11 protein-coding genes are annotated in these 26254 nt (G+C 63.9%); all 11 read right to left on the bottom strand.

What is annotated here, in order from left to right; translation table 11 throughout:
- Window positions 1–18: 18 nt before the first annotated feature.
- The 11 genes from F3J14_RS06775 to F3J14_RS06725 all read right to left on the bottom strand — a co-directional run bounded on the left by F3J14_RS06775 (window position 19) and on the right by F3J14_RS06725 (window position 26191).
- Window positions 19–7593, bottom strand: a complete 7575-nt coding sequence (locus F3J14_RS06775; protein ID WP_166722346.1) for a type I polyketide synthase — start codon at window positions 7591–7593, stop codon at window positions 19–21.
- Window positions 7590–9125, bottom strand: a complete 1536-nt coding sequence (locus F3J14_RS06770; RefSeq protein WP_166722345.1) for an LTA synthase family protein — start codon at window positions 9123–9125, stop codon at window positions 7590–7592. The genes F3J14_RS06775 and F3J14_RS06770 overlap by 4 nt, the downstream gene beginning before the upstream one ends.
- Before the next feature lies 1 nt (window position 9126).
- Window positions 9127–9912, bottom strand: a complete 786-nt coding sequence (locus tag F3J14_RS06765; RefSeq protein ID WP_166722344.1) for an SDR family NAD(P)-dependent oxidoreductase — start codon at window positions 9910–9912, stop codon at window positions 9127–9129.
- Complete coding sequence (locus tag F3J14_RS06760; RefSeq protein WP_166722343.1) at window positions 9899–11122, bottom strand: capsular biosynthesis protein; 1224 nt, start codon at window positions 11120–11122, stop codon at window positions 9899–9901. The genes F3J14_RS06765 and F3J14_RS06760 overlap by 14 nt, the downstream gene beginning before the upstream one ends.
- 225 nt (window positions 11123–11347) lie before the next feature.
- On the bottom strand, window positions 11348–13552 hold the full coding sequence (locus F3J14_RS06755; protein ID WP_166722382.1) for a capsular polysaccharide biosynthesis protein: 2205 nt from the start codon (window positions 13550–13552) through the stop codon (window positions 11348–11350).
- Complete coding sequence (locus F3J14_RS06750; protein WP_348771951.1) at window positions 13549–14349, bottom strand: SGNH/GDSL hydrolase family protein; 801 nt, start codon at window positions 14347–14349, stop codon at window positions 13549–13551. Before F3J14_RS06750 ends, F3J14_RS06755 begins: the two co-directional genes overlap by 4 nt.
- Window positions 14346–15353, bottom strand: coding sequence for a glycosyltransferase (locus tag F3J14_RS06745; RefSeq protein WP_348771950.1), 1008 nt, complete (start codon window positions 15351–15353; stop codon window positions 14346–14348). Before F3J14_RS06745 ends, F3J14_RS06750 begins: the two co-directional genes overlap by 4 nt.
- A 58-nt stretch (window positions 15354–15411) precedes the next feature.
- Window positions 15412–17970, bottom strand: coding sequence for a DUF6270 domain-containing protein (locus F3J14_RS06740; protein ID WP_348771949.1), 2559 nt, complete (start codon window positions 17968–17970; stop codon window positions 15412–15414).
- Window positions 17957–21349: a heparinase II/III family protein gene (locus F3J14_RS06735; protein ID WP_247682150.1), complete on the bottom strand. Its 3393-nt coding sequence runs from the start codon at window positions 21347–21349 to the stop codon at window positions 17957–17959. Before F3J14_RS06735 ends, F3J14_RS06740 begins: the two co-directional genes overlap by 14 nt.
- A gap of 27 nt (window positions 21350–21376) precedes the next feature.
- Window positions 21377–22729, bottom strand: a complete 1353-nt coding sequence (locus F3J14_RS06730) for a hypothetical protein (RefSeq protein WP_166722342.1) — start codon at window positions 22727–22729, stop codon at window positions 21377–21379.
- 54 nt (window positions 22730–22783) lie between these two features.
- A complete protein-coding gene (locus F3J14_RS06725) occupies window positions 22784–26191 on the bottom strand; it encodes a heparinase II/III family protein (protein ID WP_166722341.1) in 3408 nt (1135 codons plus the stop codon).
- Window positions 26192–26254 lie beyond the last annotated feature (63 nt).

Raw genomic sequence — 26254 nt, 5'->3', positions numbered from 1 at the left:
CTTCGCTTCCTGGCTCGTTCAATTTGCACCCCGCTCGAGCTGGGCCCGCGCTTCATCACCCAGCGCATGCCGCGCGACCAGCGCTTGCGCCAGTTCGTCCGCCGCCGTGGCGTTCTCCTCGCCGTTCTGCGTATCGAGCAACTCGACGATGCGCTCGGCCAGCGTATGCACCGTCGCGCCTTCCGCGATCGCCATGATCGACAGCTTGACGCCGAACGTCTCCTCGACGGCCATGCCGAGCTCCATGCCCATCAGCGAATCCATCCCGAGATCGAGGACCGACCGGCCGGCATCGACACGCTCCGGCGACATGTGCAGAATCCGCGCGATCTGGCCGCGCAGCGCCGTCTCGACGAGCGCGACAGCGTCGGCAGGCGGCAACCCACGCACCTGCTCCAGCAACACGCGATCCTCGCTCGACGTCTCGGCCGCTCCCCCCGCCTGCAACGCCGCGTAACGCCGCGCGTGCGCGGCCGGCATGCCGCGCGAGACGGCGCCCCAGTCCAGACGCACGACGGCTTCGCCGGCGCCCCCTTGCGCCAGCGCGCGTTCGAGCGCGGCCATCGCCTCGTTCGACGTGATCGACGCACCGCCGATACGCGACTGCAACGCCTCGCGCGTGCCGGCGTTGCGCGCGAGGAAACCGACATCGTCGATCGGCCCCCACGCCATGAACATGGCCGGCAGGCAGGCCGCGCGACGATGCGCGACCAGCGCCTCGAGGAATCCGTTGGCGGCGACATACGCGCCCTGCCCCGGATTGCCGAGATAGGTCGTCGCCGACGAATACACGACGAAGAAATCGAGCGCACAACGCTGCGTCGCGCGATGCAGATTCCATGCACCCGCCACCTTCGGTTCGAGCACGGCCGCGAAGCGCGCGTCGTCGACGTTGCGCAGCAGCCCGTCGTCGATTCGCATCGCCGAATGCAGCACACCCTTGAGCGGCGTCCCGCGACGCTCGATCTCGTCGACGAGGCCGTCGAGCGCCGCGGCGTCGGTCACGTCGCATCGCGCGACCGACACGTCCGCGCCGAGCGCGTCGCGCCAGCGACCGGCTTCCGCCAGCATCTCGGCGCCCAGTGCGCCGCCGCGGCTCGCGAGCGTCACATGCCGCGCGCCGCGCTCGATCATCCAGCGTGCGGTCGCGAATCCCAGCCCGCCGGTGCCGCCGACGATCAGGTACGCGGCATCCGGGTCGGGCCGCAGCGTCGGCAATGCGACACCACGCGTCGGTAGCGGCGTGCCGGACGGATAGGTGACGAGCACCTTGCCGATCTGGCGCGCCTGCTGCATGTAGCGGAACGCCTCCTCCGCACGCGCGGCCGGGAATGCGCGGTACGGCAACGGATGCAGCACGCCGGCCGAGAACAGGCCCATCACTTCCTCGAACAGCCGTGTCGTCAGCGACGGCAGCACCCCCATCAGCTGATCGGCGTCGATGCCGAAATAGCTGATGTTGTTGCGGAACGGCCGCAGGCCGATCTGACTGTTCTCGTAGAAATCGCGCTTGCCGAGTTCGAGGAAGCGACCGAACGGGCGCAGCGTATCGATGCTGCGCACCATCGCCTCGCCGGCGAGCGAGTTGAGCACGATGTCGACGCCTTCGCCGTTCGTGCGCGCGCGGATCTCGTCGGCGAACGCGAGGCTGCGCGAATCGAACACGCGCTCGACACCGAGCAGGCGAATGAACTCGCGCTTCTCGTCGCTGCCGGCCGTGGCGAAGACTTCCGCGCCGAGATGCCGCGCGATCTGGATCGCCGCGATGCCGACCCCGCCCGCGCCGCCGTGCACGAGCACGCGCTCGCCGCGCCGCAGCCGCGCCAGTTCGCACAGCGCGTAGTACGCGGTGAAGAACGTCGTCGGGACGGTGGCAGCCTCCTCGAACGACATCGAGTCGGGCTTGCGTGCGATCGCGGTTGCGCGCGTGACCACGCGCGTCGCGAACGAGGCCGGCGCGAAACCCAGCACCGCGTCGCCCGGCGCAAAGCCGTCGACGTCCGGGCCGACCCGGGCCACGCGCCCCGACATTTCCATGCCGATCGTCGCGCCCGCGAAGCCCGTCTCGACAGCCTCGTCCGACAGCAGCCCCATCGCGTACATCACGTCGCGGAAGTTGAGCCCCGTCGCCCTCGGCTCGATCTCGACTTCTCCGGCGGCGAGATCGCGTGTCGGCATCGCGAACCATTCGAGGTTGCGCAACGAACCCGGCATGTCGAATGCGAGCCGTGCGCCCGGATGGTCCGATGCGCTCGGCTGCGCACGCTCACGCTCGGCCGCCTGCGCGGCCGGCAGCATGCGTGGCACGTAGCGGCCCTGCGGCGCAAGCAACACTTCTTCCTCGCCATCGTCGCCAAGCAGCGCCATCGCAAGCTGCAGCGCCGGTTGTTCGATGGCCTGATCGACGTCGATCAAACGAATCGGCAGCGTCGGATACTCGTTCGCCATCACACGGCCGAGACCCCACAACGTTCCCTGTTCGGGATGTGACGATGCACCGGTTGCGAACGGCGCACCGCCGCGCGTCACGACGCACAGTCGGCCGCGCTCCGTGGCGCCGGCCGCATCGAGGTCGCGCACGAGCGACGCCAGCGCGAGCGCGCCGCCTTGCTGCGCGCGCATCACGGCCGCACCGTCGGCCGTGTCCAGCGACGCGAGCGGCGCAACGAACACGACATGCGCCGGATGCTCGGCCGGCTGGCGCGCCGACCATGCCGCGGCATCACGCACCGACGCCGACTCGACGCGGCAACCCAGCCGCTCGAGTTCGCCCGCCACGGCGATGCCGAACGCGTCCTCATCGTCCTGCACGATCAGCCAGCGCGCGCCGTCGCTCCCGGCCATGCTTCCGGCCATGCGACGCGCTCGATCGTCGCCCCGCGAAGCGGCTGCCGTTTGCACGTCGGCTCCCGGCTTGCGCGCGACGACGAACGTCGGCACGCCTTCGAGATCGAGGCCTTGCTCGGTATCGCGCACCACCTCGACCAACCCGGCGCGTTCGCACATCGACACGATCGCGGCGGGCGCCAGCGTGCCATACGTGCTGGCGGCAACCTCGCCGCCGGCCGCGCCGAACACGATGTCGGAGAAGCGGCTGCGTCGCGCATCGGCGATGACGACGAGCCCGCCCGGCGCGAGCCGTTCGGCGATCGCCGTCAGCGCGGCGAGCGGATCCGGGTGATCGCCCAGCATCCGGTTGACGATCACGACGTCGAACGGCGTCGTATCGCGGCATTGCGAGAACAGCGGCGCGTCGGTCGCAAACGCCAGTGTCCGCACATGGGCGTGCGCGTCCGCATCGAACCCGGCAAGCTGCTGCTGCGTACCCGCCAGCATGTATTCGCAGCGACCGGCCGGCACGTCCACGTCGAGCGGTTGCAGCACGTCGCCGTTCGCGGTACCGATCTCCAGTACACGCAAGCGACGTGCGTCCGGCCACGCCGCGACCGCCTGCGTCACGCAGGCGGCGAGCAGCGCGCGCGCATGCGCCCACGTCGGCGATGCATCGAAGAATTGTTCGACCAGACTGCGGCCGGTCGACGACAGCAGTGCGCTCGCGGGCGACGCATCGCGCAGCACGCGCGGCAGCGCCGCCCCGACGTGCGCCAGCAACGTCAGTTCGGCGACATGGGCCGGCGATGCCGCCAGCACGTCGCGCCACAGCGCGTCACGCGCGGGCATCGCCGCGCAGGCTTCGTCGTCGCGAACCAGACGATCGCCTTCGAAGCGGGCCAGCCCGTCCTCGACGACGATCTGCGCCAGTCGCGCGACCTGTTGCGAGGCCGCGTGCGCCGGGAGTGCCGACTGGGCGAATGCGCCAAGCGCGTCCAGCGCATCGAGCGCGTGCAGACCGGCAAGCACGTCGAGCAGCGGCAGCATTTCGGTCAGATGCCGCGTGCGGCGCGCGAAGTCCTCACGTGCCGCGACATGCGCGTTCGCACGCTCGACGAGCACACCCGGCGGCGGCAGCGCGTCGGCCGTGTAATCGGCCGGCAGCGGCCGCGCTTCGAGCACATAGGCAAAGCGCGCGGGCGCGCCGTGACGGCGCCCGGCGAGATCGACGCGACGAAAGCGGCACGCGCCAAGGCGCGCGACGATCTTGCCGTGCGCATCGATGAATTCGAACGACGCGACGATCGAATGCGGGCTGCGACGATGAATGCGGGCCAGCACGCGGCGAATCGCTTCGCCTCTCAAGAAATCCACACGACCGATCTGGACCGGAACGAATGCCGCATGCGCATCGTCCGGCGCGGCGCCGGCCTGCCCCAGCACGGCGAACAGCGGATGGAAGCCGCTGTCCATCAGCGCGGGATGCAGCAGATAGTCCGACCGCGCACGCGCGTCGGCAAGGACCGACGGCACCTCGAGCTCGGCCAGCGCGTCGTCGCCCGACACGCGCAGCGACCGCACCCACCGGAACGCCGGTCCGTAGCTCAGACCGATTGCCGTCGTGCCCGCATACAGCGCGTCACCGGACAGTGCCGGACGCGACTGCAGGTGGGAGATGACGGAAGCATCCGCCGTGCTGTCGGCGTCGAGCGTATTGCCGCTTTCGAGCAGGCGCCCCGTCACGTTCAGGTTCCACGGGCCTTCCGTCATCCGGTCGCGCGTCTCGATCGTAAACGACGCGGTGCGCACGTCGATCGCGAACCGGAACAGCTTCGCATGCTGCGGCTGGAACACGACCGGCATGCGGATCTCGACATTCTCGATGGCCACATCCGGTGTGCCGAAGAACGTGCGCGCCGCCGCGAGCGCCATTTCGACATAACCGGCGCCCGGGAACGCGATGCCACCGTCGACCACATGATCGGCGAGCATCGGCACGCGCTGCGGATCGAGCTGGTTCTCCCAGGCGAACGCATGCTCGTGCAGGCGATAGCCGAGCAGCGGATGGTCGACGCGCCGGTTCACGAGCCCGTAGCCCTCGACGCTCGGCACCAGCCAGTAACGCTCGCGCTGCCACGGATAGGTCGGCAGTGCGGCATGCGGCGCGTCGGGAACGAAGCGGTCGAGATCGACACGCGCGCCCTGCGCGACCGCCGACAGCACCGAATGGGTGAGTATCTCCGCACTATCGTGCTGACGCTTGAGTGTCGGCACGACGACGCCCGGCGCGTTGCGCGCGGCCAGCGTCTGCTTCACATACGTGCGCAGGATCGCGTGCGGCGCGATCTCGATGAACACGCGCACGCGATCGTCGGCCAGGCGCGCAATTGCGTCGCCGAAACGGACCGGCTCGCGAATGTTGCGCCACCAGTAACCCGCATCGAGCGCGGTACCCGGCAGCGTGTCGCCGGTCACCGTCGACACGAATCGCGTATGGGTATCGCGCGGCGCGAGATCGGCCAGCCCGTCGCGCACGACCGGTTCGATCGCGTCCATGCGGCGGCTGTGGAACGCGTAATCGAGCTCGAGCATCTGGTAGAAATGGCCCGCGCCCGTCAACGCCGCACCGATCGCCTCGAGCGCGGCTTGCGAGCCCGCGAGCGTCACCGCGTCGGGGCTGTTGGTGCCCGCGATTTCAATGGCCGCGGCGAGATCGAGACGCGCGATCCAGTCGCGCGCCGCGGCTTCGCCGATGCCGGCCGCCGCCATCCTGCCCGCGCCGCGCGTCAGGCCTTGGGCGCCGCTGCGAATCCGGATCACGCGCACGGCCTGGGCGATCGTGAGCGCGCCCGACGCCCAGGCTGCGGCGATCTCGCCGACACTGTGGCCGACCGCTGCATCGAAGCGGATGCCGCGCGCGCTCAGCACACGCGTGATGCCGACCTGCATCGCGAACAACAGTGGCTGCGCGTTCTCGGTCGCGGCGAGCCATTCGGCGTCGACGCCTTCGCACATGACTTCGACGAGCGATGCGTTGCCGTCCGCACGCCAAAGCACGTCGACTTCGTCGAGTGCCGCGCGAAACACGGCATCCTCGGCATAGAGTCGCTTGCCCATCCCGGCCCATTGACAGCCGTTGCCCGAGTAGACGAACGCGACCGGCGCGTCGTCTTCAACGGCCTGCCCCTGCACGGCACACGCCGGCAAACCGTGCTCCGACGGCTCGGCCAGTAATGCGAGCGCCGCCAGCCCTTCCGCCCGACCGGCCGGTGCGACGACCGCGCGATGCTCGAGCCACTGGCGACGGCGTGCGGCTGCCGCCGCGAGCGCGGCCCAGTCACCGCCCGACTGCAGGCGTGCGAGATGACGTGCGGCGACGGCTGCCAGCGCGGCCGGCGAGCGTGCGGCCAGCACAAGCGGCGGCAGCGGTGCATCGGTCGTCGCAACCGAGTGCGCGGCTGGCGCCGGCGCCGCCGCTTCGGTGATGACGACGTGTGCATTCGTGCCACCGAAGCCGAACGAGTTGATGCCGATCGTCAGCGGGGCATCGCCGCGCTCGAGCGGCGTGAACCGATCGACCACGCGCAAGCGGCCGCCTTCGAAATCGATGCCGGGATTCGGCGTGTCGAAATGCAGCGAGCGCGGCACCGCGCGGTGTTTCAGGCACAGTACGGCCTTCAGCAAGCCCGCCATGCCCGATGCCGTTTCGAGGTGTCCGATATTGGTCTTGACCGAGCCGATCAGCAGCGGATCGGACTCGGGCCGGCCGCCCGATACCGCGTCGATCAATGCACGCGCCTCGATCGGATCGCCGACCGCGGTGCCCGTGCCATGCGCCTCGAGATAGGCGAGCGTGCGCGGGTCGACGCCTGCGCGTCGATAGACGGCGCGCAGCAGGTCGGCCTGCGTCGCCGCCGCCGGTACGTTGATGCCGCCGTGCGAATGACCATCCGAATTCACGCCCGATCCGGCGATGACCGCGTGGATCGTGTCGCCATCGGCCAGCGCCTCATCAAGCGGCTTGAGCAGCACGAACGCGCCGCCTTCGGCGCGCACGTAGCCGTCGCCGGTCGCATCGAACGCGCGGCAACGGCCGCGCGGCGACAGCATCGACGCCTTCGAGAAACTGACGAAACCGAACGGATGCAGCAGCAGGTTGACGCCGCCGGCAAGCGCCATCGCGGTCTCGCCGGACTGCAGCGCGCGGACCGCCTGATGGAGCGCGACGAGCGAGGACGAGCATGCGGTGTCGACCGACATACTCGGGCCGCGCAGGTCGAACAGGTAGGACACGCGGTTCGACGCGATGCTGAGCGTGTTGCCGGTTGCCGAATACGGATCGATCGTGTTCATGTCGTCCATATTGCGGTTGCCGTAATCCATGCCCGCCACGCCGACGAACACGCCGCAGTCGCGTCCGCGCATCGTGGCCGGCTGCACGCCGGCGTCTTCGAACGCCTCCCATGCGAGCTCGAGCAACAGCCGCTGCTGCGGATCCATCTGCGCCGCCTCGCGCGGCGAGATGCCGAAGAATTCGGCGTCGAAGCCCGCGACGTCGTCGACGACGCCCGCCGCGAACGTGTAGCTCTTTCCCGGCTCCCGTTTCGACGGGTGCTGGTAGAACGCCGTACCGAAACGGTCCGGCGGAATGGCGGTCACGGCATCGCGTTCGTCGCGCAGCAGTTGCCAGAAGTCGTCGGGACTCTCGACGCCACCGGGGAACCGACACGCCATCCCGATGATCGCTATTTGCTTGTTCATGCTCTTTCTGATTTGGCCAGCGCATTGCGATCACACGCACGCGGCTCGTTCGAATGGGTGACGGCCGACATCAGTATTCGGCCCAGTTCTTCTGCCCGGATATCCTGTGCGCGGACGTTGGCGCTCGCATCATTCTTCCAGACGAAATAATCGCTGCGATCGGGCAGCACACCGAGCTTGTCGAACACGCGCCGCATGGCCGGTACGTGGTCCCCGTAGAAGCAGACGATCGTCTCGCGATCGCTTTGCCTCAGATGATCGAGCAGTCGGGCGATCATCCGGTTGGCGTTATCGAGGTGACGCAGGTATGCGGTCAGATCGTGCCACGCGTCGTCTTCACCGAGCGAATGGTAGCGAGCCGCTTCACCGGCGGCCACCGTCTCCAGATGAAGCGGCCCGTGGTTCTCCATCGTCATCGCGAAGACGAATGCGGGTTGCTCCCGCGGTGCGTCCAGCAGGTCGATGATCGCGTCGGCGACGGCCGCATCCGCGACGTACGGCCCGACGCACGCACGACCGTCGAAGCTGCGAATGTCCATGAACGCGTCGAAGTGCATCAGCGGAAACACGCGATCGCGCCCGAAGAAATCCGCGTGATACGGATGCACCGCGAGCGTCCTGTAGCCGCCGCGCCTGAACCACCCTGCAAGCGACGGCCACACCTTGCGCAGAAACGCATACGGATAGAAGCGCGCGTATCCAAGTTGATCGGCGGGAATGCCCGTGAGCACCGCGAACTCCGTGCGCATCGTATTCGCGCCCCAGGCGGGAACGGTCAGCTTGCCGTGCGCGATGGCTTCGCGCCGGGCTTGATCGAACGCCGACAGCAGCGACGGCGCGATCGCGGACGTCGCGCGCCGGATATCGAAGAACGACTCGCTCTGAATCACGACGACGTCAGGCGTGCGTGACGGCGAGCCGGACGAGAACCGGCTCGCACCGGCCGCGGCGTCGAACGTCTTCAGCGTTGCGGGCCGCAGACCATTGAGCAAATAGGCGACGAACACCGCGAAGAAACCATGTCGATGCTGGTCCACCGCCGCATCGAGCGTTAATGGCAAGCGTGCGGCCAGCCACGCCCCGATCAGTAGGCAGGCGAGTGCGACGGCCGCGGCGACCGCGCGCGCAGGCGCCGCCGCATGGTCGAGCACGCAGCCCGCGACGAGCAGCAAAACGCCGGCTGCGATCGCGACGACCTTGCCGACGCTCAGGAACGGCAGATAGAGCCGCGGATGGGCAAACAACTGGCTGAACAGGCTGAGATCGGTAAAGACGAAGGGTTCGCGCAGCGATTCGAACTTCGCGTTGCTGATGGCGGCCAGCAGCGCCACCAGCGCCGCCGCGATGCCCGCGGAAAACACCGGCCGCGACGTGGCGATCAGCACGCAGGCACCAACGAACGACACGGCTGCCACATGCAGAAGCACGGCACGCCAGGGCCTGAGCAACGGCGCACGCGGCACCGCGACGGCATCGAGGCCGAACGACGCGGCCAGTGCCATCGCGAAGACGAGTGTCAGCGTGCCGGACATGCTAGCGCCCCTCGCGCGGCAAGTACGACAGCTTGCCGAGAATCGCATCGGCGAGCAGCGCCGGCAACAGCGTCAGCAAACGCATCCCGAAGGCGAGCGCGCCCGGAAACGCAATTTCCGCGCGTCCCGCGTGCAGCCTGCGGCGGATATGCTTCGCAGCGCGATCGGCCGACCACATGAACGGCTTGTCACCCGGGAATACGTCGCTCATCGCGGTCTTCACGAATCCGGGCAGCACGATCGACATCCGGATGCCGTCGCGTGCGAGTACCGGCCGCACCGAATCGCCATAGGCCTTGATCGCCGCCTTGCTCGCGCAATAGGCGGGCGAAATCGCCATCCCGCGCAACGCCGCGAGCGAGCTGACCATTGCAACGTGGCCACGGCGGCGCGCGCGCATGCGGGCGATCACCGGCAGCACCGCATGCAGCGCGCCGTACAGATTCGTATCGACCACCACGGCTGTGCGCTCAAGTTCCTCCCAATCGTCGGCGTGCGCCAGCGTGCTCGCCACGCCCGCGTTCGCGATCAGCAGATCGATCGGATGCGTGTCGTCGAACGCATTCAGCCACGTGCACATCGCTTCGGCGTCGCATACGTCGACGCGACCGCATTCAACCGCCGCGCCACGCGCCCGGCAGGCAGCCGCGACCTCGTCGAGGCGCGCGGCATCGCGGCCGATCAACCCGACAACGACGCCGGGCGCGGCATAGGCGAGCGCCAGCGCACGCCCGAGTCCGGCAGTCGCGCCGGTGATCACGACATGACGCGGTTCATGCGAACGCATGAGCGATCTCCACGTGGGTGGCCTCCAGTCGTCGCACGGCACCCGCCACGGCCATCTCGATGCCGGTATCCGTATAGAAGTCGCCGTTGATCTGCGTGTGATGAATCACATAATCCAGAAAGGCGTGGAACAAGCCTTCGTCGGGCCGCTCGGCATGCGCCCAGAAACTGTCGAGCCCGCCTTGCCACGTCAGCCCCGGCATGTCGTAGATCGCCACGCCCAGTGCGATCAGCGGGCAATGGTGGTAAAGCGCCGACATCCCGGTCGTACTGTTGACCAGCACCACGCCACGCGCATGATCGAGCAGCGTCGGCAGGTGGCCGGCGTCGATGAACGACACGCGATCGGCCACGCCGAGCGCGCGCGCAAGCTGCCGGACGTGCCCGCGATAATCGAACACGCCCGTGTCCAGCGGATGGTTCTTGACCAGCAGGTCGTGTCCGTCGGGCGCGTGCTGCGCGAATGATTGCAGTACGACGTCGATCGATGCGCGCACGCTGCCGAATGGCGAATGGTGGACGATTTGCGCGTCCGCATTGACCTGGAGCGGAAACAGATAATAGGGCCGCCGGCCGAGCAGACCCCGCGTCACGCGCGCGGACTCGCGATCGAATATCGGTTGTTTCAACGCGCGTGTCGCCAGTCCCGCGTATTCGACAAAACCGTTGCGCGGACGATGGCTGCAATAATTCGGGAAACGGGACCGATACAGTGTATTGGCCGCACGATAGCGCATGTCGTGATAGGCACGCACGGCCAGCCGATATCCGGTGGCGTGCCCGAGATCGCGCGGGGGCGTTACGCCGCGCTGATCCAGATACCACGCCGGATCGCGCGGCAGCAATGAGCGACCATTCACGCCATGGCGCTCGAGTGTCAGCCAATGCGGACGCACGTATCCTTCCTCGAATACGTGAACGGCGACACCGTGATCGCGGGCGACAGGATGCACGGGCCGGTGAATGGCCCGGCAGTCGCCGAACAGGATCACATCCGTCACGTCGCCGGTTCGAAGTGTTGTCGCATACCACGCGGCAAGCTCGTCCGGATGCGCGGTGTAATCGCTCGCAGCGCCGTTGCCGGAATAGGCCAGGTCTCCTCCACAGAAATTAATCCTGCGAACGCGATGGCCGCGACTCCGCAACGCCTCCGCCAATCGGCTAAAGAACGGCGATGCCGTGCCCTGCAGAACCAGAAAAGAGCGTCGCATTATTAATATGATTTATCATTTTTCAATATTTTTACGCATGCAAACGAAATGAACGCCGAATGCGCCGGCAGTTTAAATCACCACCCTGCCCCGTTTTTTAGCCCCGGATTTATAGGTGAACGATTGTATCGTTTTACGAGATAACCATACAACTTTAGTCGTCTGAAAAACGCTAACGCGGATTTGCGTTATCGAACACCGTCGGCACTGCCCCATGGCCGCCGGCTAAAGCTTCGCGAGCCAGCGCTGCAGCGACATGTAAAGCTTCTTGCGCGCCGAAATCCGATATTCCGAGTAAGTCGTCAACACCCACATCTTGACTTTCCCGAACTGTTGCTCAAGCCGATTTCGCTTCAGCTTGCCCTGCCCCATCGACTGTCGCTGCGAGTGCAACAATCCGATTGCGTGTTGCGCGTCGATCACGGCGCGGGATACCGGATGGACATAACGCGGATAGCGCAGCAGCGTCCCGGCAATCAGCTCGTCAAGCGTCAGCCGGCGACTGCGACGCGACCAGACCGGGTGGGTATCGGACCTATCGCCGGCGATCGGCATGTGCTCGGCACCTGGCGATACGCTCGCGAAAACGTCGTGCGTCAGCCCCCAGCCTGCATAGAACGGCGCACCGTAGCAGACGACCCGCTTGCCGCGCAGCAGCGCCTCAAAGCCGGTCAACGACGTCATCGTATGCACTTCGTCGGCCTGCTCGACGCATGCGATCACGTCGGATTCAGGCGCCACGGCATCGGCGAGTCGGCGCGCTTCGTGCAGCGCAACGGCACCCGCGCGATTGCCGCTGACGACGTCGGGATGCGGCTTGAAGACGATGAACGCGTCGGGATGGGCGGCCCGCACCTTCGACAGCAAACCGAGATTCGTAGAGATCCACGGTGAGCCAGTCCGGATCGAAGCATCGTCTTCGACCTGCCCCGGCACCAGAATCACTTTCGCGGGGCGGGGCGACGGCAGCACGACGCCACCGTTGCCGACGTTGTACTTGCCAATGCGTGCATCGACCAGCGCCGCGCGCACGGTGCGCGCCTCGGCGAGCTCCGCGTCGTCGAAGCCGCCTCGCTCGAGGATCGCCTCCAGCCGGGACGGCGTGCGCGGATCGAAATAGATGCCAAGATCGTCGATCACGAGCGAAAGTGGTGCGATCAGGTTCGAGCCCAACCCGACGGACCGGACGAACCCGTCCTCCATGCGAAGCACGGGCAAGCCCAGTTCCTGCGCGACCGCAGCGACATCGGGACGGCGGGCACCCCATAGCACGACGCGCCGCGACGCGTCCGGCGGCAGACGCCGCAGCGCCGCCGGCGAGTCGACGAAACGCACGCGCGCGCCACCGTGCCGTAGAAACGGTGCGACCACGCTGCGCTTCCACAGGCTCAGCCCGACGCACACGAGCTCGCCTCTCGTCACTTCGTTCAGCCGGCGCTGCTTCGCGAGATGGGCGATCACGTCGAAGATCGTGCCGCGACTGCCGGTTTGCGGATCGATGTAGCGGCAATAGCGCAGGTACGCTGCATCGAACAACTGGTGCAGCGTCGCGCTGCCGCGACGAGCGGCAACGATCGGTGCGTGCGCATGGCGATCGTCGGTGAGCCCCCAGCCGGCATACCACGGCAAGCCGAATGTCACGACCGGCTTGCCGCACAGCAGCGCCTCGAAGCCCATTTGCGACGAAACGGCATAGACCTTGCCGACCCGCTTCAACAGCGAAGGCGGACTGACATCGGCGGGCAGCAGGTGCACGCGTGGATCGCCGAAGGCAGCGTCGACGAGATAGCCGGCTTTCTTGCCGCACATCACGTCGGGATGCGTCTTGATCCAGACCGGCTTGCCGGGGTTTTCGGCGAGCGCGGCGGCAAGCATCGCGCGGAACGACGACGCGTCGGCGCCGCCCAGGCGGACAGCGACGTCGCCGCTCGTCTGATCGATGACCAGGACCGCGTCGTCACGCCAGTCGTCGGGGGGGACGAAATCGGGCGCGTGGTTGTATTTCGACACGCCGTGGCGAACGATCAGGGACATCGCGTGGTCGGCCTTGATCCGCCATTCATCGGCATGGTCACCCTGCAGCGCGGCGGCGTCCTTCACGAGCATCTCGAGACGGGACGGCCTGCTGGCGTCGTAGTAGATGCCTAGATCGTCGATGACGATCGATAAAGCGGCATCGCCGAGAACGCCGAGGGAGACGGAGCGGAGGAAGCCGTCTTCGATGCGCAGCACGTCCACGCCGGCGCGCAGCGCCCATGCCTGCGCGCGCTGGCCGCTTTCACGAAGTCCCCAGCCGAGAATGCCGGAGATGCCGGATCGCTGCCATGGCAAGCCGCACGAAACAACCCCGTCGAGCCAAGGGGTTGTGCCGCACCATGCCCACAGGCCAACGCTCTGAATGGGCACGATCCAGCGCGGCGGACGGCTCATGATTCCCCTCCGCCGCGCGTCCCGCCGTGCCCGATCGAACGTTCGGTACCCATCCGCTGCATCGCAAGCAGCACCTTCAACTGTTGGACGAGACAACGTGCATACGGCCGACGCGCATAGTGATGATCGTACCGACGGGGATGGCGCCAGGAATGCTTGACCAGCCCATCCGCCCCGAGCGCATGCGCACTTGAATCGAGGTACGGAATCCCGTGCGCGCGGCAATATGCTTCGATACGGGCATTGAATTCCCGCGCCAGTTCTGTCCGCTCGCGCTGTGTTGCCGATACCTGTTGACGTACCGCGGCCGTCTCGTCGCGCGGCGCGGCCTGGTTCGCCAGCGTCGGCAGCGGCGCGCTGAGCACGGCGACCCGGTGGGCCGCGGCGACTTCGGCGATGAAGTCGCAATAGTTGCGAACCGCCTCGTCAAGCAATACAGGGATCGGACACGACCGGAATTCCACCAGTTTCCACAGCGAATAGGCGGTATCGACTTCACCGAGATTGAGCAGAACCCAATCATGTCTCGACGACTGAAGCCGGTTCGTGAAACGTAGCAATGCGGACGTAGTCGAATGGCGGTTGTCGATGCCGATCGCGGTCGCGCCCGGAACGTATTCGATGTCGAACCGCACGTTCGGCAGCCCCAATGCGAACCACGCGTGCTCGAATACACGAACGTGAGAATCCCCAAGGACCAGTACGCGCTGCGCCGGTCGCTCAGATACAAGCGCCGCGCATCGCCGCCACACGCGCAACAGCACACGATCGCGCACGCGTTGCATGATCGCGCTCACTGCCCCAGCACCTCTGCAATCTGGCGGAGGCGATGCTGCCATGTATGGTGCTTCGCCACATACTCCGCACCGGCTCGTGCGCGCTCGAGATCACTGTTGGACGGGCCACCGCGCAGCCGCGCAAATAGCTCGCTCGCCTCGTCGGCGCTGCGCACGACGTGACAGAAGTCCGCAAACATCGCATCGACCGATCGCGCCGGCGTGGTGACGGCAATTCCGCCACAACCGAGAATTTCGACCAGACGCCGCGAGAACATCGTCGGCGAGTCCTCGACGGTATTCACGTTCAGGGACACGACGTAGTCGCGGTACATTTGGGCCGTTTGTTCGTGTCGGACCGCATGCTGTATATCCAGGCCGTCGAGCGCCGGAAAGCGATAATGCGACGCCTTGCGGCTCGAATTGCGGTCGACGACGGTCAGGCCCAAACCACTCCCGCATGCCGCACCGAACAACGCGTCCTGCCACACGCGGCGACGCATGTGGTTCTCGCTGCTGTAGCTGCCGACGAAATTCGCCCGCCGGAATTTGAAGTCGAAGCCGGTGAACCCGTGCGTCCTGGGCTGGATCGCGAACATCAAGGTGTGCACGGACGCCTGCTCGCCCATCACCGCCTTGTAGCGCGGCACGGCATTGGCATCCACCGTAAACACATGATCGAACAGCTTCGCACTTTCCACGAAACGATCGAAGTGAACCGAGTCCTCCTTGTTCCAGAACACCGTCGGAATGCCGCGATCCTTCGCGGCTTCGACGAGCCGAATCAACGCGTGATTCGTTCGTTCCGGGTGTTCGGGATACGCGGCGATCTTGTACTTCCATCGATCGCGCAGGCCGGACCACGCCGACTCGACCAGCAAATAGTCCGGGCGCGAAAATGCCAGCCGCCAGCGAAATCCGCGGGGACCCAGCGAAATGACTCGACTGTCGAAAACGAGGCTCGACGATGTCAGTCCGTCCGCGACCAGAGCGATAGTCGGATGCTTTCTGATGCTCAATTCCACTCCCGACAATCGACGCACGGCGCAACGCCGCGCGCCACCGAAACGCTTCGATGCCGCATTACGCCACCTTCTCCAGCACGAGCACGCCGTCGAGTAGATCCGCCGCATCTTCCTCGATACTCAAATAGGCGAGTGCACGCAAATTCCCGCCACGAAACCCGACCGAGAATCCGTCGTCCGGGATCGGGTTACCTTTGAAACGTTTGGCCAAATATTGCGCGACGTCCGGATGGCTGTCTTCGGCGGCACGGCTCGGAAACGGCACCAGAAAGCATGAGCCCACCGGATGGGTTTCCGTGCTTTCCATCAATCCGACAGAACAGAACCGCGCAAAATCGGCCTCGGCCGGATACTTCACGTCGACCCACGGTCTGCCGAGGAGCGAATCAAGCTTCGCGGCCAACGATTCCCGCTGCACCGCGTCCCGCACGAAGTCCCACTTCTTCATCTTGAAACGCGGCTTCTGGCTCTCACGCGGGACCGCCGGAGCCGGGTCCGGGCCCAGATGGCCCTCGCGCTCCGCCTCGACATAGGCAATCGCATCCAGCGTACTGTCGTATGCGATGAAGCGCTGCGACCGGAATCCGACGCCGCGCTTGAAAAGATTGATCCCCATCCCGTCGTCCACGACGTACAGATAGTTGATCGATTTGACCCACGAATACTTCTCGATCAATTCCTTCACGACGTGAAATACGTTCAGGTTCATTACCCCGTTCTTCACGTGCTCCTTGTGACACAGGATGTGATTGATCTGCGCGAGCTCGCCAAACATGAAGAGCGTGATGTACGAGACCAGGCGCCCTTCGTGCACGATGCCGAAGAATCGTTCCGTGTGATATTCGCAGCCGGCGGCGCTCGGGCTCAGCACATAAATCGGCGGGTTCGAATAGTAGTACTCGGGAATCGGCCGCCCCTGGCGCATCGGATCCGACGTGCGAATCTCGTAGATGTCCTGCTCGAAACCTGCGGGGCCACCTTCATGGAACCGGTATCCGAGGCGATTCGCCTTTTGAATCATGTTCCGGGACTTGTCACCGATCGACCGCAGATATTCCTCGACCGTATCGGGAATCGTCAGAAATGCCGGGCTCGCCTTCTGGAGGCTGGCAGGCATCAATTCCCCACTCGCGGCCTCGACAAATACGGGCTCCCGACCGAAACGATCGACATCGTGCCTCGACGCGAACGCGTCCATCGACCTGAACCATTTGTCGCAATGAACAATACATTCCGGGCCGCAATGGTGCCGTTTAAGCAGCAGGTTCGCGCGAATCGCCGGCTCGCGCGTGATGTTGACCGACTGGCTGCCGTCCTTGCGTTTCGCGATCAGCACCGGGCTATCGAGTACGGCGCCGCCGGCATCGACGCTAACGTCCGAGAGGACGACGGGACCATCGAAGTTCCAGGTCAGCACCTTGAGCGACGTGATCCGGCTATCGACTGCGATCTCCGTCGTCAGCCGCTCTTCGCGCATGTCGCTCTTGAGATAACGAAAGTAGCCGACCCACGACTTCATGTACCCCATCGCATGCATGTCGGCATCGACGAGATTTTCGCCGGCGACGACGAGCAACAAGTTGCGGTTGCCCGACATATCGCCGTTGACGGTCGCGCTCAGACGGATGCGCGTCGCTGCCGTCGCGCGTACCGAAACCTCGAGCCCTTGCATCCCTTTCTGCAATGTCACGCGATCGCTGTACCACGCGGTCACCGGCGTTGCGTCTTCATGGCGAAACCGGCTTCCGGCCAGTCGCAGCTTGTCCCGGACATACCTTACGATACCCACGCTGCTCCCCTGCTCGTCAGAAGTTTCCGCGATAGCCGCTCCGGTCCGCGCCACATATCGATCGAGACCATCGAGCAAGTGGGTGTAATACCCGGCCACATAGTGAAATGGGCTCTTTCCCCATTGATGGTCGATTGCGCCGATGAGCAAGGTCGAGTCGAAATGCAGGAATTGTTCATCGGCGAGATCCTCTCGCATCCGCGCATATTGCCGGGCCAGGAACGCGTTCGCCTGCGCAACGTCGTCGCGCGAGTATGCCGGCGAGAAATCGGTGCCGTCCGAGCAGGCCGAGCCCCAGTACACCTCGTTCACGATCAGCGCGTCGAGCCGCCCCTGCGCGCTCAACGCTGCGACGAGTTGGCGCCAACCCGCCTCCCATCGGTCGAAGAACGCATCCGTGAATGGCTTGATCACCGTGCCGCGACGCGCCCGCGCATCGAATCCCGACGACAGCAGCTCACCCGACACGGTGCAGGACGCGCCACGGTCATCAACGAACACGCTGAATCGTTCATCGATCAGGTCCATCAGCAACAAATCGAATCCGCCCGCGGCGAGTACCGCCACCAACCCGTGCTCGACGTCCGATTGAACCATCCTGCGCTGAAACGCTGACGCGATCGCGTCAAAGTCGACGTTCTCCACCACACCCGAAGAGAATGCAGTCGCCAGCGAACTGCGCGCGAGATAGCCCGCAAGCTCGTAGTGCTCGGCTTGCGGAAATCGGTCGGTAAAGGCATCCCGGCTCACGCAACTTCCATGAATCAGAAGCTTCGGTTTACTGCGCGCCATCCATTTTTCCTCGTGCTTGTTTTTAGTTGTCGTCACGCAATCGCGCCGCGCCCGTCCCGAAGAACGGGTCCGTGCGCCCTGCGAAGTTCACCGCGGCCGGTGAGCAATCGCTCAATCCGCCCCCCTCGAGGCGAATGATCGTCGAATACGTCCTTTCGCCGTCTCTCGCGCGAAGATCGACGCCGGTGGCCGGCGTGACCCTGCCGAACTCGAAGGCAGTCCAGCCGCGAATCTTGTCGTCACGCTGGCCCTTGTATATATCGGCATCTGAACCCCGATGGATGAGGGTGCCGGCAAATTTTTGTGCGGTCAGATGGAGGCACGCGTCGCCGCTCGCCACTTCAACGCCCGGGCCGAGGAGGAAGCGTTGCACCACATCGGCGGTTTCGGGTGCGTCGAACGTGTCCACCACGACGACTTCGTCCGATCGACCCACGAACACATAACGATGGAGCGCCGCGCCGCATCCGGGCACCGCATAGGCACAAGCGATCCGGACACCCTCATCCGATTCTTCAAAACGCTCGATGCAACCCGAGACGGGACCGAACCTCGACTGGACCTCATGTCGCGGCAAGCCATCGAGCAGGGCCGGAACAACAGCGCTATGGCCAGTGGTCGACGTAATGCAGCGTGAATAAGGATCGCTCTGATCGTAGGAATAGCTGCCGGCGTCGACGATGACGTCAACGCCGTTGTACTGCAGATAGATCGACGAATCGTCCATCTGCTTGTGCCATTCCGTGCGCCCGCCACACACCAATGAAAAGTAGAGGCCGTCGCGCTTCACTACGGCGAATCCCGATTCGAAGAAGCAAAACGCCCCATCTCGCGACGGCAGCCCGAGATCGTAGCGCGGCGAGTCGCCTATCGGCGGAATTTTACCGTCGGGAAGCACGCACAGTTCAAGCGCATAGGACGCGCTTCCAATCAGTGCATCGATTTTGTCGCGCAGGTCATCTGCGATCCCGAGGTTCGCTAGTACGGTGCGGAGCTTCCGGTATAGCGACAGATTAAAATTGTGATAGCCGATCGTGTTCTCGTTGCACAGACCGTCCTTGTCGAACGACTGCGCGGCAAGCGACAGAATCCGATCCTCTGCGATCTTCAGATAACCGCTGCCTTCACCCTCAGCCAGTAACGCACATACATAGATGAGCGAGGTCGCGCCCATCAGCTTGTGGTTTCCGACGCCAAGATTTCGGTCGTCGGCAAGCCATTCTGCCCAGCGGTGAATTTCGCGCAGGAGTCGCACCCGCAGCGCCGTCGACGCGCCAACCTCGTCGAGCATCTGATGGCAGGTCAGCAGCACCTTCAGCCGCTCGCTTGCCGAGTGGTCCGCGGACGGAATACGACCAATCGCGAGCCGATTCTCGGCAATGGCCGTGAAATCCATGAAGTTGGAGATCAGGTCGATTGCCAGCTTGCGTGCGTCAGCGTCCTTGCGTTGTGCCCAGGTTGCGAGCAGACGACCAATATAGGCGAGCGAGTAATACCACATTCGGTCAGCATTCAGCGCGAACGTGTGGTTCCACGGGAACCGTGTACCGACCTTGACGTCGATGCGCGTGGCCCCTGTCATGAACGACATTTGAGCAGTGCCGGCCGTCAGCCAATCCTCGGCAAGTGGCTGGTAGTCATCCACCAGTCGCACACACTCCAGTCGTGATGGACGGACCGCCGTCGCTGCCAGGAAATCGGCTTCGGCCTTGACTTGAACGTCTGTCGTCTCGGCGGTCTCCAGCGAGGTGCCGGGTGCCTCGGTCACCTTCTCGAGCACCAGGATGCCGTTACAGAACTGTTCAGCCCAATCCGTAATTTCAAAGAACGCGAGCGCACGCAGTTCGCCCCCCTTGAAGCCGGCCTGAAAGCCGTCGTTGCCGACCGGCACCCCTTTGAAACGTCGATGGAGATAGTCGGCGACGCCGTGACCGGTCTGCGCGTCGGCCCGAGCGGGAAACGGAACAGCGATGATCGCCCCCGCGGGCTGAACCGCAACCGACCTCATCAATCCCTTGCCGATGTACTCGACAAATTGCTCCGGAATCGGCTTCGGCATCTCGATGACGGCACGCCCGATTCTGTCGGCAACATGTGCAAGCGCTCCGTCCTCCCCGATCGATTCGCGGATGAACGTCCACTGCGACAACCGGAGTTTTTCCTTTCCTCTGCTTGCGTGCTGTCCACTCGGGACGTCGCCTGCGTCCGTGGACACCGATTGCGCATGGGTGTCGGCAAACGTCGCCGGCGCACCGTCATACGTCAGAAAGCTGCGGGGAGAAAACCCGACGCTGCGCCGAAATCTGTCGATACCGCTATCGTGGCCGGCGATGTACATGTAGTTCACCGCCCTCACATGAGGATGGCGCGTGATCAACTCATCGACCATGTGCAGCACGTTGAGATTCATCACGCCATGCGTCGCATGTTCCTTGTGGCAAAGAATATGATTGACCTGCGCCAACTCGCCGAACAGAAGGACGGTGATATAGGACACCAACCGATCACCGAGAAAAATGCCGACAAATTTCTCGGTATGTAGCTCGCAACCCGCCGGATTCGCTGCAACCACGTATTGCGGCGGGTTGGTATGGAAATACTCCGGGATCGGGCGCCCTTGGCGCATCGGATCGGAAGTCCTGATTTCATGGATGTCCTGGCCCAGCGTCTCGGGTGCGAGGCGCCTGAATTCGTAGCCCAGCTTCCGGGCTTTGCGGATCATGTTTCGCGACTTGTCGCCGATCGACTTCAGATACGCGTCGAGCGACGCCGGGATTTCGAGCAAGGCGGGTTGAGCACGCTGCAGCGAAGCGGGAACCAGTTCCCCCGTGCCTGTTTCGACATACACATCGTCTCGGCCGAACGCATCAATTCCGGTCCGGATCGCGAACTCGTCCATCGACTCGAACCAGCGATTGCAATGTGCGACGCAATGGAAGCCACAGCTCGCCTTGCGAGTCAGGAAATTGGCCGAAAGCGGCCGGCTGCCGTCCGTGGTCAGCGGATGCCACCGCTTCACGATCCTGCGCGAAGGGCCGGAAAACATCGGAACGGCGTCTTCACTTGTCAGTACGACGTCGTCGAGCACAACAGGCGTCGTCATGTTCCATGGCCGAATCTGAAATCCGGTCACCTCGGGAATCACATCGAAGTCGAACGCGAGCTTTCCGTCTTTGATGGACGGAAGCAGATAGCGATAGAACCCGGACGACGTCTTGACGAAGCCGATTTCCGCCGCCTTCGCTTCGGTCAGATATTCGCCGGTGATCACCAAAAGCAGGTTGCCCTTTTCGGGCAGCGTCCATCCGACCAACGCGGACAGACGAACCGCGCTCTTGCGCTCAACGGTGAACATACCGCTGAGCACCCCACGCCCACGACTCAGTACAACTCGATCGACCCATGCTTCATTCATGGCGGCACCACACCTTGCTCATTGTTCTCAGGCCCGTGGCCCCTCTTCATTGACATGCGGGTCGTGCGACACGCCGACATGCTTCGTCGGTCGGCCCGGCGCCACGCTGACTGATTCGATCGCGTCCGGCCCGGACTGCGCGAGCCGGACCAGGAACGCATTGATAGCCTCTTTCGGCGGCGGTTCGTGTCCTTGCGCAAGACTGCCGAGATGCAGGAAGAATCGATCTTCCAGCCATCCCCAGAATTCCGTTCCACGAACGTGAGGCAAACTCGAATTCGACAGGAACGGCTTCAAGTGATAATCGGTATGCCAGTCGGTAAAGTTCTGCAAATAAACCACGTGATTCCCGTCGCTCGGATAGACCCGCCACAAATCGGCCACGGCCACTTTCTCGAGCCTCTCGCGAAGCGTCGCGAGATCCTCCGTGCCAAAGCAAACGCGGCCGAAATTCCGTACGGCCGTTTCCTCAAACGCCAGGATGGAAGTCTGTGGATTCCACACGAAGGCGGTTGAATCGGCAAACTTCGTCGACAGATACAGCGCTGCGAAGCCGCCCCCCGATCCGCCCCAGAAAACCAGCCGCTCCGGAGCAAGAACCGAACGGACCTTCTCCGTGATCAATTCATACAGGTACTGCAGTGGCGTGGTCGACGTGCCGACGTGCCAGGCAAGCGTCAAATCGGGATCCAGCAGCAACGCTGGGTCGGAGAAGATGAGGACGGAACTATTCACGTCGCTCATCATCGACACGCCGCTGAACACGGGCAGCTTGAATACCTCCGAGCGCGGTGCATTGCCGTGAAGGAAGCAAAATAGCGCCGGGCTGCGCCGGTCGACGAGCAGGAACTCGATCAACAGATCGTTGACCGGGATGATGTGCGCCGAATTGGGCAGCACCGTCGCGGACAGAAACTCGCTGATGCTGGCCCACACTTTCGGCGGATATCGCGCGGCATCGCGCGCAGTGGCATACCGCGCCGCCAGTTGCTCGGCGGAAGGGCTCGTGACGGCGACGAAGGCGTGAAGACGGACGAAGTCGTCCGCCCCCCACGTGACGATCTTGAAGCGGACGGTACCCGCAAACGGCGTAGCCTGGGAAAATTCCCAGTCGACTGACACACGTCCCGCGCGCGTCGGCACGTATCGATACCACCAACCGTGATGGGAACGTACAAGTCCCAGTCGCTCGAGCTCATCCGGCGGTTCGCTGAATTCGACCTGAACCAACGCGCAATTGGTCGCGATGTGCGGCCCGCAAACCAGATCCATGCACATCGAAAATCGCTGCACGTCCGTGATGTCGAGCGAAAACTGCACGCCTGCGCCGGACAGCTGAATGCCATCGGTCGAGTGATAGCAGTTTGAAGTATCGTTCATAAGCCGAGACAGTAAATCTGGGAAAAGCAGCGCGGCGGCCGGTGGCAACACCGATCAATTCGCGAAGAACGGGTCGGATTTGTTCGCAAACGCTCGCGCCCTGTCGGAACCACCTTGCGGATCCGTGCCGTTCAACACGACGATCGACGAGAATTCCCCGGCGACCGGTCCTCCGCTCAAATCGATACCCGTGGTCGGCGAGATTTCACCGAAATCGTACGTACTCCAGCCCCGCACTTTTTCATCCTGTTCACCGCGATAGAAATCGGCATGCCGCGACGAATGAATGATCGCCCCTTGAAACGTTTCGCCCTGCAGGCGGATGATCCCTTGCTCTGCGTACGCCGAAACGTCCGGCGCAAGAAGAAAGCGCTGCACGGCAGCGGCCGGATTCGGCGACTTGACCATGTCCACGATGACAACCTCGCCTGGCCAGTGGACAAACACGAATCGCCGGAAGCTGGTCCAGCACCCGGGAACGGAGTAAGCGCATTCGATGCGCACGCCGTCGTCGCTTTCTTCGAACCGTTTGATGCTGCCCGACACCGGCCCGTACTTCGCGATCAGTTCATATCTCGGAAGGCCGTCGAACTGGGAAAGAAACACGCCACTATGGCCCGCCGACGAGGTAATGCAACGAGTATGCGGGTTGCGCTGATCGTACGAGTAGCTGCCGCCATCGACAAACACGTCCTCCCCCTTGTACTGCAGATAAATCGCCGTGTCGTCCATGTGCTTGTGCCAGTTCGTCCGGCCGCCGCAGATCAACGACAGATAGAAGTCGTCGCGCTTGACGACCGCGAACCCGGATTCGAAGAAGCAGAACGACGCGTTGACGGAGGTGACGCGCGAGTCATAGCGAGGCGAGTCGCCGATGGGCGGGATCATGCCGTTCGGGAAAATGACGAGCCGCAGTGCACGCATCGCGTTGTCGAGCACGGGTTCGATGTCGGCGCGCATCGATGCCGCGATCCCCAGCTTGCCCAACGCCTCATGAATCTTCGTGTACAACGAAAGGTTGAAGTTGTGATAACCGATCGTGTTCTCGTTACACAGCCCATCCTTGTCGAAGGACTCGCCCAGCAGTGAGCGCACGCGGCGCAGGGCCGTTTCGAGATAAACCGCACCGGCCTCGTTCGTCAGAAGCGAATACGTGAACATGAGGGACATGCAGCCCATCAGCTGATGATTGCCGACGCCGAGATTGGCCTCCTCGGTCAGCCACTCGGCGCAGTAATGCATTTCGTCGAGCAATCGCGGCAACAGGGCGACGCCTCGGACATCCTTCGATTCCCTGACGATCTGATGCAGCGTCAGCATTACCTTCAATCGTTCGGCCGTGGCGTGATCGGCGGACGCAATGCCGTTGACGCCGGCACGATGCTCGGCAACGGCGACGTAGTCGAGATAGTCGGACGTCAATGACACCGCCAGATCCAGCGACGCGGCGTCTTTGGACTGATGGTACGTCGCCAGCAATCGTCCGATATAAATCAGCGAGTAGTACCACATGCGTACCGAGTTGTTCGGTAGCTCGGAGTTCCATGCGAACTTCTTGTTCAGTTCGACATCGACAGTCGCCGGCGAATACGGAAATGACATCTTCACGATGTTCCCGAGCCGCCACCCGTCGGCCAACGGCTGATACTCGTCGGCAAGGCAGACTCGGTCGAGGGACGCCCCATCCGTCGGAACAGACGCCATGAAACGATCTCGCGTCAAGAATGTTCCCTGGGGCTTGTTCCGAACAATCGAATCCGGACGCAAGCCAGCTTTTCCGAACTTCTCAAATGCCTCGGTCAGGCCACGAACATGGCTCTTTCCCACTGGTGTCAATTTCTCGACTACCAACAGCCCCCGGAAGAACAGCGCATCGTCGTCGCTGACCTGGAAATACCCCAGAACGCGGAAATCGCTGCCCTTGAACGCGGTTTCGAAACCGTCGTTCGAAATGGGGCTCTGCTTGAAACGCCGTCGCATGTAATTGCAGAGTCGGTCATCGGCATCCGGGATACGGTCCGGGAACGGCACCGCGAAGCAGCTTCCCTCCATCCAGTCGATCACCGTCTCGCTCAAGCCGCGCGACAGATAGCGCTCGAACTCGTGATAGACAGGCATCGGCAGACGTGCAACGCGCCGACCAATGCGACGCTCGATCGCCTGCATGACGTCGCCGCTCACCTGCTCGCGCATGAACGCCCAGTCGGCGCCTCTCACCTTCGGCTTGAAGGACGGCACCGAAGGCGCCGTCGCGCTGTCGATCGACGGCCGATTCTCCTGATGTCGCGCGTACACCTCCACGACGCTGTCGTACGTCATGAAAGCGACATCCCGGAAGCCGACACTTTCCTTGAAATGGTTGATCCCGCCCTGGGATTGTCCGATGTACAGATAGTTGAGGACGCGTACCTCCGGCTGATGCCTGACGAGTTCGTCCACGACGTGAAACACATTGAGATTCATCGCACCGCTGCTCGCGTGATCCCGATGGCACAGCAGGTGATTGACCTGCGCGAGTTCACCAAAGAGAAAAAGCGTGACGTACGCAACGAGGCGATCGTCCTTGAACACGCCATAGAATCGCTCGGTATGCAGCCGGCAACCGACGGAACTCGGCTTCAACACCTGCTCAGGCGGATTCGTGTAGTAATACTCGGGAATCGGACGGCCCTGGCGCATCGGATCCGACGTTCGAATCTCGTGAATGTCCTGCCCATATTCGTCAGGATCGATTGCACGGAATGCGTAGCCGAGCCGCCGCGCCTTTCGCACCATATTGCGCGACTTGTCGCCGATGTCCGACCAATACGCGTCGATCGAATCCGGAATCTCGAGCATCGCCGGCCGCGCGCGTTGAATGCTCGCCGGGATCAGTTCCCCGGTGTCGCGCTCGACATACACGTCGTCGCGTCCGAACTCGGCGCGCCGTGTCCTCTGCTCGTACCCATCCATCGAGTCGAACCATTTATTGCAATGTACGACGCATGCCGGGCCGCATGCATGCTTCGCGAGCAGCAAATTCGCCGCAACCGGCCGCTGCTCTTGCGCAGTCAGCGACTCCCATTTCTTGATGATGCGACGCGGACGAGCGGCCAGGAATCGAATGCCCCCCGCTTCGACGCCCGTCACGCGAACGTCGTCCAGCACGACGGGCGGCACGCCTATGCCCCACAGCCGGATATTGACCGACGTGACTTCGGGCAGGACATCGAATGCATGGCACAGTCGTTCGCCCTTCACCGACGGCTTCAGGTACTGGTAATAGCCGCCTTTTGTCGGCACGAACCCGATTTCCGTCGCGTGTTGCTCGGTCAATGCATCACCGTTGATGAGGAGAATCAGATTCGTGCCATCCGGCAATCCCCCTGCGATCGTCGCATTGAGTTCGACCGAGGTCCTCGCGGCGACGCTCGCCGCGCAGTAGATCACCGAATGCCGCTCGCTCAACACGACGCGATCCATGTATTGGTCAGCCATCATTCCCCGCAGCAGTTCTTGTCGACGGTGCGGTTCCAGTCGTCATCG

The sequence above is a fragment of the Burkholderia sp. Tr-862 genome (assembly GCF_011753085.1).
Classification (GTDB): Bacteria; Pseudomonadota; Gammaproteobacteria; order Burkholderiales; family Burkholderiaceae; genus Burkholderia; species Burkholderia ambifaria.
Note: the sequence above shows the minus strand (reverse complement) of the source record. Positions and strands in the feature narration are given on the sequence as shown.

Excerpts from the sequence above, each read along its gene's own strand:
- F3J14_RS06725 (WP_166722341.1), bottom strand. The coding sequence starts at position 26,191 with ATGGATCGCGTCGTGTTGAGCGAGCGGCATTCGGTGATCTACTGCGCG.
- F3J14_RS06760 (WP_166722343.1), bottom strand. The coding sequence starts at position 11,122 with ATGCGACGCTCTTTTCTGGTTCTGCAGGGCACGGCATCGCCGTTCTTT.
- F3J14_RS06775 (WP_166722346.1), bottom strand. The coding sequence starts at position 7,593 with ATGAACAAGCAAATAGCGATCATCGGGATGGCGTGTCGGTTCCCCGGT.
- F3J14_RS06735 (WP_247682150.1), bottom strand. The coding sequence starts at position 21,349 with ATGAATGAAGCATGGGTCGATCGAGTTGTACTGAGTCGTGGGCGTGGG.
- F3J14_RS06755 (WP_166722382.1), bottom strand. The coding sequence starts at position 13,552 with ATGAGCCGTCCGCCGCGCTGGATCGTGCCCATTCAGAGCGTTGGCCTG.
- F3J14_RS06770 (WP_166722345.1), bottom strand. The coding sequence starts at position 9,125 with ATGTCCGGCACGCTGACACTCGTCTTCGCGATGGCACTGGCCGCGTCG.
- F3J14_RS06730 (WP_166722342.1), bottom strand. The coding sequence starts at position 22,729 with ATGAACGATACTTCAAACTGCTATCACTCGACCGATGGCATTCAGCTG.
- F3J14_RS06765 (WP_166722344.1), bottom strand. The coding sequence starts at position 9,912 with ATGCGTTCGCATGAACCGCGTCATGTCGTGATCACCGGCGCGACTGCC.